At 63.1% G+C, this 13,300-nt stretch carries 11 protein-coding genes and 2 riboswitches; of the genes, 5 read left to right on the top strand and 6 right to left on the bottom strand.

Annotation, left to right across the window (positions count from 1 at the left end; all coding sequences use genetic code 11):
- Positions 1–3 precede the first annotated feature (3 nt).
- Complete coding sequence (gene mgtA, locus ACQ4WQ_RS08285) at positions 4–2,688, bottom strand: magnesium-translocating P-type ATPase (protein WP_436496090.1); 2,685 nt, start codon at positions 2,686–2,688, stop codon at positions 4–6.
- Positions 2,689–3,170: 482 nt separating this feature from the next.
- Between mgtA and ACQ4WQ_RS08290 the strand changes: the two genes are divergently transcribed.
- Positions 3,171–3,860: a hypothetical protein gene (locus ACQ4WQ_RS08290; protein WP_436496092.1), complete on the top strand. Its 690-nt coding sequence runs from the start codon at positions 3,171–3,173 to the stop codon at positions 3,858–3,860.
- Entirely contained in the window at positions 3,860–4,345 is a 486-nt protein-coding gene (locus ACQ4WQ_RS08295; RefSeq protein WP_326459961.1) for a hypothetical protein, read from the top strand. The genes ACQ4WQ_RS08290 and ACQ4WQ_RS08295 overlap by 1 nt, the downstream gene beginning before the upstream one ends.
- 81 nt (positions 4,346–4,426) lie before the next feature.
- On the opposite strand, the gene ACQ4WQ_RS08300 is transcribed toward ACQ4WQ_RS08295, so the two are convergent.
- Positions 4,427–5,041, bottom strand: a complete 615-nt coding sequence (locus ACQ4WQ_RS08300) for a TetR/AcrR family transcriptional regulator (protein WP_436496094.1) — start codon at positions 5,039–5,041, stop codon at positions 4,427–4,429.
- A gap of 22 nt (positions 5,042–5,063) precedes the next feature.
- Positions 5,064–6,281, bottom strand: coding sequence for a Bcr/CflA family efflux MFS transporter (locus ACQ4WQ_RS08305; protein ID WP_436496096.1), 1,218 nt, complete (start codon positions 6,279–6,281; stop codon positions 5,064–5,066).
- A gap of 143 nt (positions 6,282–6,424) precedes the next feature.
- Between ACQ4WQ_RS08305 and ACQ4WQ_RS08310 the strand changes: the two genes are divergently transcribed.
- Positions 6,425–6,583 (top strand): hypothetical protein, encoded by a 159-nt coding sequence (locus tag ACQ4WQ_RS08310; RefSeq protein ID WP_436496098.1) that lies wholly within the window; start codon positions 6,425–6,427, stop codon positions 6,581–6,583.
- A 218-nt stretch (positions 6,584–6,801) separates the two neighbouring features.
- Here ACQ4WQ_RS08310 and gcvP read toward each other — a convergent pair whose 3' ends face one another.
- The 3 genes from gcvP to gcvT form a co-directional block, all read right to left on the bottom strand.
- A complete protein-coding gene (gcvP, locus tag ACQ4WQ_RS08315; RefSeq protein WP_436496100.1) occupies positions 6,802–9,702 on the bottom strand; it encodes an aminomethyl-transferring glycine dehydrogenase in 2,901 nt (966 codons plus the stop codon).
- Positions 9,703–9,820: 118 nt separating this feature from the next.
- Complete coding sequence (gene gcvH / locus ACQ4WQ_RS08320; protein WP_070221532.1) at positions 9,821–10,201, bottom strand: glycine cleavage system protein GcvH; 381 nt, start codon at positions 10,199–10,201, stop codon at positions 9,821–9,823.
- 73 nt (positions 10,202–10,274) lie between these two features.
- Positions 10,275–11,396 (bottom strand): glycine cleavage system aminomethyltransferase GcvT, encoded by a 1,122-nt coding sequence (gene gcvT, locus ACQ4WQ_RS08325; RefSeq protein WP_326459954.1) that lies wholly within the window; start codon positions 11,394–11,396, stop codon positions 10,275–10,277.
- A gap of 75 nt (positions 11,397–11,471) precedes the next feature.
- Positions 11,472–11,577, bottom strand: a riboswitch (glycine riboswitch).
- A 28-nt stretch (positions 11,578–11,605) separates the two neighbouring features.
- Positions 11,606–11,692: riboswitch (glycine riboswitch) on the bottom strand.
- Between the two features lie 169 nt (positions 11,693–11,861).
- Here gcvT and ACQ4WQ_RS08330 point away from each other — a divergent pair.
- Together ACQ4WQ_RS08330 and ACQ4WQ_RS08335 are read left to right on the top strand one after the other, a co-directional pair.
- The gene (locus ACQ4WQ_RS08330) at positions 11,862–12,434 is read left to right on the top strand and encodes an ATP-dependent Clp protease proteolytic subunit (protein ID WP_436496102.1); all 573 of its coding nucleotides are present in this window, start codon (positions 11,862–11,864) and stop codon (positions 12,432–12,434) included.
- 162 nt (positions 12,435–12,596) lie between these two features.
- Positions 12,597–13,232 carry a phosphatase PAP2 family protein gene (locus ACQ4WQ_RS08335; RefSeq protein ID WP_326459952.1) on the top strand — a complete coding sequence of 212 codons (636 nt, stop codon included), beginning with the start codon at positions 12,597–12,599 and terminating at the stop codon, positions 13,230–13,232.
- Positions 13,233–13,300: the final 68 nt, after the last annotated feature.

The following is a 13,300-nucleotide window of genomic DNA, read 5'->3' on the forward strand; positions in this document are numbered from 1 at the left end:
ATACTATTGCCAGCCGAATTTGCGCAGATACACGCGTTTCATGAACGTCGTCAGCACGGTGTAGCAGACGAGGATGCCCAGCAGCCATGGGAAATAGCCCAACGGCAAGGCTTGCAGCTTGAAGTAAGTCGCCAGCGGTCCCATCGGCAGGAACACGCCCACGGCCATGATGACGGTGGTGGCCACCAGCAGGGGCACGGACGCGATGCTGTCGATGAAGGGCAGCTTGGGCGTGCGGATCAGGTGCACGATCAGCGTCTGCGTCAGCAAGCCCACGACGAACCAGCCGGACTGGAACAGGGTCTGCTGTTCCGGCGTATTCGCGCCGAATACATGCCACATCAGGATAAACGTGCTGATGTCGAAGATCGAGCTGATGGGGCCGAAGAACACCATGAAGCGGCCGATGTCGCGCGGGTTCCAGCTCAGCGGCTGCTGGATCAGTTCGGCGTCGACATTGTCGAACGGGATGGCGATCTGCGACACGTCATACAGCAGGTTTTGCACCAGCAAGTGCAACGGCAGCATGGGCAAGAACGGCAAGAAGGCGCTGGCCACCAGCACGGAAAACACATTGCCGAAGTTCGAACTGGCCGTCATGCGGATATATTTGAGCATGTTGCTGAAGGTGCGCCGGCCTTCCAGCACGCCTTCTTCGAGCACCATCAGGCTTTTTTCCAGCAGGATGATGTCGGCCGCTTCCTTGGCGATATCGACGGCCGAATCGACGGAAATGCCGATGTCGGCCGCGCGCAGGGCGGGCGCGTCGTTGATGCCGTCGCCCATGAAGCCGACGATGTGTCCATTGCCGCGCAGGGCGCGCACGAGGCGCTCCTTGTGCAGCGGGCTGAGCTTGGCAAACACGGTGTTCTCTTCCGCTGCCCGGGCCAGGGTGGCGTCGTCCATGTCGTCCAGTTGCGGGCCTTGCAGCACGCCATGCACGGCCAGGCCCACTTCGCGGCAAATCTTCGCCGTCACCAGGTGGTTGTCGCCCGTCAATACTTTCACCGTGACGCCATGTTCCGCCAGCGCGCGCAGGGCGGGCGCCGTCGATTCCTTCGGCGGATCGAGAAACGCCACATAGCCGATCAGGGTCAGCGCCGTTTCATCGGCCACGCCATACACGGTTTTATGGGGCGGCACTTCCTTGACGGCCACGGCTACCACGCGCAAACCTTCCGCATTGAGGCCATGCGTGGTTTCCAGCACCTTGTCCAGCAGCGCGGCGTCGAGCGGCACGTTGACGCCATTCAGGCGCAGCTGGCTGCAGGCGGCGAGGATTTCCTCGACGGCGCCCTTGCAGATCAGTTCATGGTGATCATTCTTTTCGGAAACGACGACGGACATGCGGCGGCGCACGAAATCAAACGGGATTTCATCGACCTTCACGTAATCGCGGGCCAGCTGCATTTCCGTCTGCAATTCCACGTGGTCGAGCACGGCGCGGTCGAGCAGGTTTTTCAGGCCCGTCTGGTAGTGGCTGTTCAGGTAGGCAAATTGCAGCACTTCATCGGACGGCTGGCCGAAGACGTCCGTATGGCGCTCGAGCACGATCTTGTCCTGCGTCAAGGTGCCGGTCTTGTCCGTGCACAGCACATCCATGGCGCCGAAGTTCTGGATCGCATCCAGGCGCTTGACGACGACCTTCTTTTTCGACAGTTTCACGGCGCCCTTGGCCAGGGTGCTGGTGACGATCATGGGCAGCATTTCCGGCGTCAGGCCCACGGCGACGGACAGGGCGAACAGGAACGCTTCCATCCAGTCGCCTTTGGTCCAGCCATTGATGAGGAACACGAGCGGTGCCATCACGAGGGCGAAGCGGATCAGGAGCCAGCTGACGCTGTTCACGCCCGCCTCGAACGCCGTCGGCGTGCGCTCGGTAGCCGTCACGCGCGTGGCGATGGTGCCGAAATAGGTGCGGTTGCCCGTGGCCAGGACCAGCGCCGTGGCGGCGCCCGAGATCACGTTCGTGCCCATGAACAGCAGATTGGCCAGCTCCATCGGGTCTTTGCCCTGGGCGTCGGCCAGCTCGGCCATCTTTTCCACCGGCAAGGATTCGCCCGTCATGGCGGCCTGGCTGACGAACAGGTCTTTGGCGGACAGCAAACGGCAGTCGGCGGGGATCATGTCGCCGGCCGACAGCACGATGAGGTCGCCCTGCACCAGCTGGCGGATGGGCAGCTCGATCTGCTGGCCATTGCGCAGCACGGTGGCGGTATTGCTGACCATGGCTTTCAGGCGTTCGGCGGCCCGGTTCGAGCGGCCTTCCTGCACGAAGCGCAGCAGGGTCGACAAAATCACCATGGTGCCGATGACGATGGTCGCCTTCGGGTCTTCCGTCAGGTAGGAAACGATGGCCAGCACGGTGAGCAGCAGGTTGAACGGATTCTTGTAGCACAGCCACAGGTGCTGGTACCAGGCCAGTGGTTTCTCATGCTCGACCTCGTTCGGCCCCGTTTGCGCGCCGATCACTTGCGCCTCGGCATCGCGCAAGCCTTCCAGGCGCGTGTGCAGGCGGTTCAGGGCGCTGTCCAGGTCTTCATGCGCGGCAGCCAGCAACTGGCGCGCCAGGTGGTCGGGCACGGGCCGGGCAGTGCTGTTTTCCAGCGGCATGGCGCGGCGGCGGAAGTTGCCAGCCGTATGGCGCTTGCGCAGGAACGATTCGAATAAGCGGGTGAAGAGATTCATTGCTCTTCCTTTCACGACGAGGTGTTGACGGGCGGCGCAGCCGCAGGCAAGACTTGCGTGCCGCAAGCGTACCATGGCAGCCATGGTGCTTACGGGCAATCCGGGTCAGTAGCCGGTCGCGATCGGAAAGAGGGGGGGAGAGGCGCGCAGCCGGACTGGCCGCGCGAGACACCGCACCTTGCTTAGCAAGGCACGGAGGAAACGGAATTCCGCGTTGCTTGCTGCTTAGCTGCCGAGGCAATCGCCGATACAAGATCGGCTACTGTCACTAGAACAAGTACCCACGTGGGACTCCGTAAATGAATAATGCACGGATGATAAAAGTGCATGCTGGCAAGGTCAAGCAAAGATCTTCTACATTACCGAAACGTAATGTATGCCCGGTCTTGGCCACCGGTTTTCTGCCGGCGCTCGTCCTGGCTGCGATTGTTATAATCCAGACAGGCCGTCCTGTTCGACGAAGATGCAAGCAAGGCAGGCCCATGAAAGGCATTCATCCTATGGCACGACTCAAAGAGATCAGGGTAGTGGAAACACCACTGAGCTATTCCAACCAGCGAACCTGGTCTTTCCATCCGAGCGCGCACCATGTGCGGCAATTGCTGCTGCATTTTTTGCCGCCCGATTTTGTCCTTGATGGCTCTGCGCTGCTGTCCGTCATCTTCGGCGAAAAACCGGCTGGCGAAGCGCAGTGCAGCCAGGTGCTGGGCTGCACCAGCTATTATGTGGAAGACTTCGATATCGGCGCCTACATGGCCTGTTCCCCGTCCGATCAACAGGAACGCATGCTGCTGGAACTGACTGCGGTGCTGCTCCGGCTGGCAAGGGATGCGGATGCCGGGGCCGTCAATCAAGCGGCACGCTGTGTACGCGACGGCGCATTCGCACTCCGTATTCCAGTGCGCAAATTATGGCGCTCGTCACCGGACAAACACTATCGCGTCGAAGTCTACCGATGCCTGGGCCCGGCCATCGGTGAGGTGTGGCAAGCCCATCTCTTCGACAAAGCCGGAAAACCATTGGCTGTCGACGGCATCACCAACACGCCAGGCTACCTGGACCGTACCTCCCACTTCAGCAAGTCCCGCTGGGACGGCGCGTTGTTTCAGATTGTGCATACCGCGATGAATTCCGTCGTCTACAGCCTCGATGCGGCACGGTGCGACACGTGATGGCTGGCGTGCAAAATTATTTTGAAGTGGAATTGCTGCGGCACTTGCATGGCGCGATAGAGGCAGGGGCCATGCTGGTCGAGGCTGACAGCGCCCGGTATTTTTCCAGGCTTGCGCAGTGCTATCCCGTTGCCGGTTCCAAAATACGCTGGAGCCGCATACCCGGTTCGATCGAGCGCCATGAAAACGCAGCCGGTCGTCAACTGGCCGCCGGCTGCGATTTTTTTGGCGAGATGGTGGCGCTGCATGGCTTGACTGGCCAGGCTGTTCATATCGGCGACAACGCCGTCGAGTTTGCCCTGCTGGCGTCTGTTGGGGAGTTTGCCAGGCATCTGGACGCATTGCTGTCCATTCCACAGCACCATTATTTTGTGGCGGCCGATTATGCATGGTGCATGGTGCTGGGCATGGAAGGCGGCATGTCCTTTGGCCGTAGGGCCAATGGCAATGCCGGCACCCGCTTGCACACGTTGATCTCGGCGTAACGGGCAAGCGCCGGGGCAGTGGACGCATGCTTTCGCGATCCGTCCATGGGCCGGGGAAGACGTCGAACGGCAGGCCCGATTTCATGAGGACTTGCAAGTGCTTAAAGAAAGCGAATCGGAGAGGATGTGCCACAAGGCCGCATGACGTTGCTGCAGCGCGGCGCCGCCCGCATAGATCAGCTCCACGTGCAGGCTGTCGACGATGCCCAGGTAGGCTTGCGCGTACAGGTCGATGCGCGGCGACGATAACGTGGGCGCGAGACGGGTCAGGCTCTGCACGTAATACTGCTGCAGCTGCGCCAGCAAGGCTTCGTAGCCCGTGCCCACTTCCACGCGCAGTGGGGAGGGCGGCAGATACGCCGTGCGCAGCAAAAAGCGCAGGTGGGCCGAGTCCGCATAGCGCTGCGCCATGCGGTCGCAGTACAGGGCGCCTGCCTGGTGGCCGCCGGGCTCGGCCAGCGCCGCTTCGTCGGCGAAGCAGCTGTCCATGAAGGCTTGCTCTTCGGCCAACGCGTCGGCAAAGACGTCGAGGAAGAGGGCGTCCTTGCCGGCGAAATGCGAGTACAGCGACGCCTTGCGCATGCCGGCCTGTGCGGCGATATCGCTGAGGGAGGAAGCGTCGTAGCCGTGTTCGGAAAAGTGCACGACGGCGACGGCGCAGATGTTATCGGCCGAGGCCGAGCGTTTTTTCATCATTGGGGTGAGAGTGGGTGAGGCGTCAGTGCGCTCCCAGGCTGCTGGCATGGACCGGATGGACGCGCGCAGTGGCCAGGGTCAGCCATGATACCAGCAGGCCGGCCGCGGTCAAGAACAGCAGCCAGGGCAGCGGCCCCCGTTCGGACAGGCCGGCCGCCAGCGGCGTGGCCAGGGACGACAAGCTCATCTGGATGGCGCCCAGCATCGCGGCCGTGGAGCCGAGCGCGCGCTGCTGCGAGCCCATGGCCATGGCCATCAGCGCCGCTTCCGCCATGCCCAGGCCAAACAGGGCCATGAACATGCCCGGCACGACGGCGGCGATGCCGGCGCCCGCCCAGGCACCGAGCAGGGCCAGTGCCGCGCCGCCCAGCATGGCCAGGCTGCCCGCCACGCTCAAGCGCGCCACGCCATGGCGGCTTACCAGGCGCCCGCTGGCCATGGCGCCCAGCAGCACGGCCACACCGGTGGCGCCGAACACAAGGCCGAAACTGCCGGCGGACAGGCCGAAATCGCGCTGGTACACGAGCGACGCGCCGCCAATATACGCAAACAGGAAAAAGAAGGCGGCCGACAGGGCCAGCGCAGGCAGCAGGAAGGCGCGGTCGAGCGCGATGCGCGCATACGTGCGGTGCATGCCTTGCGGCGCAATGCGGCGTGCAGGCGGCAAGGTTTCCGGCAGGAACAACGCGCTATTGAGCAGGGTCAAGGCGCCCAGTGCGGCCAGGGCCAGCATCACGGCGCGCCAGCCATAGTACGCGTCGAGCAAGCCGCCCACGGCGGGCGCCAGCACGGGCGCCAGGCCCACGATGGTCATCAACAGGGCGAACAGCTGCGCCGCTTTGACCCCATCGGCCACGTCGCGCACCATGCTCATCACCACGACCAGGGTCAGCGCCGCGCCCAGGCCCTGCACCGTCCGCGCCAGCAGCAGGGTGTGCAATTGCTCCGCCTGTGACGCCCACACGGCGGCAGCGATATAGACGGCGATGCCGGCCAGCAATGGACGGCGCCGGCCCAGCATGTCCGTCAGCGGCCCGCACAGCAGCTGCCCGCCGCCCAGGGCCAGCAGGAAAACGGTCAGGCTCAGCTGCACGTTCGCATACGAGGTGTGCAGCTCGCGCGCCATGGCAGGCATCGAGGCCAGGTACATGTCGATGCCGGCCGGACCCAGCACGGCCACGAGGGCCAGGGAAGCCGCCAGCCCGAGACTGGCGGCGGGGAGAGTGGTTTGCTGCTGCATTGCGTTTCCTTCATCGGTCAAAAACACGGCATGGACATCGCCGTCTTTTTTATTGTACACTTACTGCCTACCGGTAGGTAGCTTGCTCAATCAGTGAAAAGGATGAGAACGATGAAAGAAGCAACAATGACGGGAGAGACGGCATGACGGAAGTGGGCATTTCACTCAGCTGCGTGGCCGTGGCGCTGCTGTTTGCCGCCTGGAGTTCGCACCGCACCCGCTGCGAACGGCGCGACGTCGTGTGCCTGACGATACTCGGCACTACCCTAGGGCTGCCGGGCGCCGTCTTGCTGGCGCTGTAGAGCGCGCACAAAAAAACGGCAGACCTTGCGGCCTGCCGTTCTGTTTTAATTTAATACTCCCGGCTTTTGCCGGGATTTCATTTCTTGATTGCTGAGTTTCGACGCCTGAAAAAACCGTAGCGAGCGTCAGTGATTTGTGGCCGAGAAGCGCAACCGTACTCTAGTACGGTGAGCATCGCCGGCCGCAAAGCGCGACGCGCAGTAGGTTTGGTCTGGCGTCATTCCTCTTCGTAGGAACTGATCGGGGCGCAGCCGCAGAACAGGTTGCGGTCGCCGTACACGTTGTCGGCGCGGCCGACCGGCGGCCAGTATTTGCGCTGACGCAGGGAAGCGACGGGGTAGGCCGCGATTTCACGGCTGTACTTGCGTTCCCAGTTGTCCGACATCAATACCTGTGCCGTGTGCGGCGCGTTCTTCAACGGGTTGTCGTCGTGGTCGAATTCGCCGCTGGCGACCTTGGCGATTTCGCCGCGGATGGCGATCATGGCGTCGATGAAGCGGTCGATTTCCACTTTCGATTCGCTTTCCGTCGGCTCGATCATCAGCGTGCCCGGCACGGGGAAGCTCATGGTCGGCGCATGGAAACCGAAGTCCATCAGGCGCTTGGCCACGTCTTCGTTGCTGATGCCGGTGGCGTCCGTGATCGGGCGCAGGTCCAGGATGCATTCGTGCGCGACCAGGCCGTCGTGGCCCGAGTACAGTACGGGATAGTGCGGCGCCAGGCGGCGCGCGATGTAGTTCGCCGCCAGGATCGCCGTCTCGGTCGCTGCCGTCAAGCCTTCCGCGCCCATCATGGCGATGTACATCCACGAAATCGGCAGGATGCTGGCCGAGCCGAATGGCGCGGCGCTGACGGCGCCGATACCCGCGACGTCGCGCTGGTAGCCCGAGGAACGCTGGTTCGGCAGGAATTTCGCCAGGTGGGCGCCCACGCCGATCGGACCCACGCCTGGTCCGCCGCCGCCGTGCGGGATGCAGAAGGTCTTGTGCAGGTTCAGGTGCGACACATCGCCGCCGAACGAGCCGGGAGCGGCCACGCCGACCAGCGCATTCATGTTGGCGCCGTCGATGTAGACCTGGCCGCCGTGCGAGTGGATGATTTCGCACAGTTCCTGGATGCCTTCTTCAAACACGCCGTGGGTGGACGGGTAGGTGACCATCACGCAGGCCAGGTTGGCGCTGTGCTTTTCCGCTTTCGCCTTCAGGTCGGCCAGGTCCACGTTGCCGTTGGCGTCGCAGCTGGTGACGACGACCTGCATGCCCACCATGTTGGCCGATGCGGGGTTGGTGCCGTGCGCCGACGATGGAATCAGGCAGATGTTGCGGTGGCCTTCGCCGCGCGATTCGTGGTAGGCCTTGATCACCAGCAGACCCGCGTATTCGCCCTGCGAACCGGCGTTCGGCTGCAGCGAGACGGCCGCGTAGCCGGTCAGAGCGCACAGCATTTCTTCCAGCTGCGCGATCATTTCGCGGTAGCCGACCGTTTGCGCGTCGGGGGCGAACGGGTGGATGTTGGAGAACTCGGGCCAGGTGACGGGAATCATTTCGCTCGTCGCGTTCAGCTTCATGGTGCACGAACCGAGCGGGATCATGGTGCGGTCCAGCGCCAGGTCCTTGTCGGCCAGGCTGCGCAGGTAGCGCAGCATCTCGTGTTCCGAGTGGTAGCTGTTGAAGACAGGGTGGGTCAGGTAGGCGCTCTCGCGCGCCAGGCTGGCCGGCAGCGCGCTGGTCACCGCCGCTTCGACGGCGTCCAGGTCCGGGGCGGCTGGCGCGTTGGCCAGGCCGTGCGCGAACACTTTCCACAGCAGCGCGATATCGTCGCGCGTGGTGGTTTCGTCGAGCGACACGCCGACATGGGTGTTGTCGATCTTGCGCAGGTTGACGCCGTGGTGCATGGCCGTCGCGTGCAGCTGCGCCGCATCGGCCACATTGATGGTCAGGGTGTCGAAGTAGCTCGCGTTGACGACGCCATAGCCGAGGGTCTTCAGGTTGGCGGCCAGCACGCCCGTAAAGCGGTGCACGCGCTGGGCGATCTGCAGCAGGCCGGCAGGGCCGTGGTAAACGGCGTACATCGAGGCCATCACGGCCAGCAGCACTTGCGCCGTGCAGATATTCGATGTCGCTTTTTCGCGGCGGATATGCTGTTCGCGCGTTTGCAGGGCCAGGCGGTAGGCCTTGTTGCCTTGCGCATCGACGGTCACGCCCACCAGGCGGCCCGACATATTGCGCTTGAATTCATCGCGCGTGGACAGGTAGCCCGCGTGCGGGCCGCCGAAACCGAGCGGCACGCCGAAGCGCTGGCTGTTGCCGACGACGACGTCGGCGCCCCATTCGCCAGGAGGCGTGAGCATGGTCAGGGCCAGCAGGTCGGCCGCGACGATGACCATGGCGCCATTCGCGTGCAGTTTTTCCACGCCGGCGCGGTAGTCGCGCACGACGCCGTTCACGCCAGGGTATTGCAGCAGCACGCCGAAGCAGGCGTCCAGCGACTCGATTTCCGCCGGATCAAAAGTGCGCACTTCGATGCCGATCGGCTGGGCGCGCGTCTGCACCACTTCCAAGGTTTGCGGCAGCACGTCATTGGCGACGTACAGCACGTTCGACTTCGACTTGCCCACGCGCTGGATCAGGGTCATCGCTTCGGCGGCGGCCGTGCCTTCGTCCAGCATCGAGGCGTTCGAGATGCCCATGCCGGTCAGGTCCGTGATCACTTGCTGGAAGTTCAGGATCGCTTCCAGGCGGCCTTGCGAAATCTCGGGCTGGTAAGGCGTGTACGCCGTGTACCAGGCGGGGTTTTCAAAGATGTTGCGCAGCACGACGCCTGGCGTGAACGTGTTGTAATAGCCCTGGCCGATCAGGGATTTCAGTACCTGGTTCTTGCCGGCGATGGCTTTCAGGCGCGACAGGGCTTCCTGTTCCGGCATCGGCTGCGAGTAGGCGCCCAATGGCAGGGCGCCCTTGTTGCGGATGTTGGCCGGTACCAGGGCGTCGATCAGCGCGGCGCGCGATGGATAGCCGAGGGTCGCCAGCATGGCTTGCTGTTCGGTGGCGGAAGGGCCGATGTGGCGGGCGATGAAGGCATCGCGTGCTTCGAGTTGGGTCAGGCTGGTGCGGGTCATGATATAGAGGCCAAAAAAGACTGAAAAACCGGGATGCGGCGCGCGGGCGCGGCGGCGGGGTATAGCTACAAAATTAAATGCAAACGGGCCGCAAACGCGGCCCGTGAATCAAACGCGATTACGCGCTGGTGGTGGCGCCATAGGCGGCAGCGTCGAGCAGGCCGTCCAGGGCCGACACGTCGGCTGGCTTGATCTTGAACAGCCAGTTGGCGTAGGCGTCGGCATTGATCGACTCTGGCGAGTTGACCACGTCGTCGTTGACGGCCACGACTTCGCCGGCGATCGGCGCGTAGATGTCGCTCGCTGCCTTGACCGATTCCACCACGGCGGCGTCGTCGCCGGCGCCGTAGCTGTTGCCAACGGTTGGCAGTTCGACGAAGACGATGTCGCCCAGGGCGTCCTGCGCGTACTCGGTGATGCCGACGGTGATCGTGCCGTCGCCTTCAAGGCGTACCCATTCGTGGGAAGCGGTGTACTTCAGGTCTGCAGGAATGTTCATGTGTGGCTCCAGATGGTAAGTGTTCGTTATTGATTATGGTTGTACGGTCTTGCGGGCGGCTCTATAAATACGCTTACGCAGCCAGGATTTTACCGTTACGCACGAAAGGCAGCTTGACGACGGAAGCGGCCAGCTGCTTGCCGCGGATTTCCACGTGCACGGTGTCGCCCACGGCGACGCCGTTCGGCACGCGCGCGAGAGCAATGGCTTCCTGCATCGTCGGGCTGAAGGTGCCGCTGGTGATTTCGCCCGTGGCGTCGCTGCCGGCGATGATGACTTTCTGGTGCGCGCGCAGCACGCCGCCTTTTTCGCGCAGGATCAGACCGACGAATTGCGCATTCTGGCCCTTGGCCAGCAGGGCGGCCTTGCCGATGAAATCGCGTTCGCTGACCAGGTCGATGGTCCACGCCAGGCCCGCGTCGAGCGGGTTGACGGTTTCATCCATGTCCTGGCCGTACAGATTCATGCCCGCTTCCAGGCGCAGGGTGTCGCGCGCACCGAGGCCGGCCGGCTTGACGCCGGCGGCGGCCAGGGCGTTCCACAGCGCTTCCACCTGGGTGGCGGCCACGCCGATTTCAAAGCCGTCTTCGCCCGTGTAGCCGGTGCGCGCCAGCATGACTTCGCCGAAGGCCGTGTCCTTGACGATGACGACGTTGAAGGGCTTGATGGCTTCGGACGCGGCTTGCGTTTCCGGCAGCACTTGCCACACCTTGGCGCGCGCGTTCGGGCCTTGCACGGCCACCAGGGCCATCGCGTCATTGCCATCGCGGCGCTGCGTGATCGTCAGGCCGCTGTTGGTGCCGGTATTTTGCTGCTGCATCCAGGCCACGTCTTTTTCAGCCGTGCCCGCGTTGACGACGAGGCGGAACCAGTTTTCGTTGAAGAAGTAGACGATCAGGTCATCGATGACGGTACCTTCGGCATTCAACATGCACGAGTACAGCGCCTTGCCCGACACTTGCAGCTTGTCGACGTTATTGGCCAGCAAGCCGCGCAGGAAGGCGCGCACGTTCGGGCCTTCGATATCGACCACGCACATATGGGACACGTCGAACATGCCGGCGTCGCCGCGCACGGCGTTGTGTTCTTCGATTTGCGAGCCGTAGTTGACGGGCATGTCCCAGCCGCCGAAATCGACCATGCGGGCGCCGAGGGCACGGTGGGCGTTGTTGAGTGGGGTCGCTTTGAGCGTCATGGATTCCTCGGGACGAAGGTAAAGGGGGAAGTTAACAAAACATAGAATAGCCAAACACGGCTTTCCAGCGTGATCACTGACCCCCCTGTCCTTTGTACCTGAGAGATTACGGGGGCTTGCCCCGTGCGCCCCTTCGGTGGGCCGCCGGCATGTGCCGCGGCCGCTCTCCAGAGTTGAGCTAAAACGTGTCGCCAAAGCAACAGCTTCAGTCCGCCTGATCGGTCCTTTTGCCTGAGAGTTTTTGGGTAGTGCCCCTTCGGCGGCAACGCTGGGTTGCCCTCTCCCGATCAAGTGGGAGGAATATATGCCAGCAGGGTGTTTCTGTCAATCTGAAAAGACGTTGCCAAATTGCAGTAAAAACCCCGTTTTGCGGGGCTGGAAGGGGCGCTGGCCCGGTGCAAAAGGGCGCCCGGCCGCGCGGGAATGCGCTATGATGAAATCCTGGCTTTCTTGCGGGTGCCTGCCATGAACACTACACACAGCGAGACGCAAAACAACACTGAGCAGCACGGTTACTTTACCCTCTCCGGCGACGTCAACAGCGACATGGTGCGGCGCGTCTTCAATGCCGCCGCCGACATCACGGAAGACAAGCTCACCACCGCGCACATCCTGATCCAGTCCAACGGCGGCTATGTCAGCGATGGCATCTGTCTGTACAACTTCCTCAGCAAGTTGCCGCTCGACATCATCACCTACAACGCGGGCGCCGTGGCGTCCATCGCCGTGACCCTGTTCCTGGCGGGGCGGCACCGCCATGCCAGCGACACGGCCCGCTTCATGGTGCACAAGTCACATGCGACCGCCTCGCCCGGTTCGCGCCCCGATGCGCTCAGCATCATCGTCGAGGGCTTGCGCGCCGACGACATGCGCACCGAGCGCATCCTGCGCGGCCACGTCAACCTGACGGAAGAGCAGTGGCAGGTGCACGCGTATTCCGACCTGCACCTGACGGCCGACCAGGCGCTGGAAGTGGGCATGGTCGAATCGATCCGCGACTTTGCGCCGCCCAAGGGCAAGCGCCTGACGAATATCTGAGGCGTCGCCGGTGCGGCATCCGCGAGAATATTTTCTTATGGCAATTTTCGAGGTGGAAATTGTAATGGAATGTAATTCTTGCCCGTAGTTGATGAAAACCCGGGTGCAAGCAGGGCCAGTCGTGGCATAGTGCACGCTGATCATGAAATAAGCGTAGGCACGATGACTTGGTGGAATGGGATTTCTTTTGCGGCCGACATGTCCGTGATGGGGCCGGCTGGCGTGGCGATCGCCCTGTGGCTGCTCGTGTCGCGCCAGTGGCGGCTGGTACTCAGCTGGAGCTTGTGGTATGGCGGCGGCCTGGCCCTCGTGGTGCTGTCGAAGCTGGCCTTCATGAGCTGGGGCGTGGGTAGCAGCACGCTCGATTTTACCGGTTTCAGCGGCCACGCCATGCGCGCCGGCGCCGTATTTCCCGTGCTGATGTATGTGCTGCTGCAGCGGGCCGCGCCGCGCTGGCGCCATGCGGGCGTGCTCGTCGGCGTGGCCTTTGCCGTGCTGGTGGCCATTTCGCGCGTGGTCGTGCACGCGCACAGCGTGTCGGAAGCCGTCAGCGGCTGCGTGCTGGGCCTGGCGCTGGCGCTGGGTTTCATGTGGAATGCCCGTGGCGCCGTCAATTTCGCCGTCAGCCATGCGCTGGCCCTGGCCAGCCTGGTACTGATGGTGGCGCTGAGCTTCAAGGCCGAACCCATGCCGACCGAGCAATGGCTGCAAAAACTGGCCATGGTGCTGTCCGGCCATGAGCGCGTTTTTTCCCGCGCGGACTGGAAACTGGCGCAGGATGGCCGTCCTGCCCGGTGATCCGCTGCCAGCAGGCACCTGGCGCTACGGTTTTTTGGCCAGAAAAGCATCAGGAAATGGTATGATGA

Origin of the sequence: Janthinobacterium goodfellowi, assembly GCF_051380695.1 — a bacterium.
Lineage (GTDB): Bacteria > Pseudomonadota > Gammaproteobacteria > Burkholderiales > Burkholderiaceae_D > Janthinobacterium.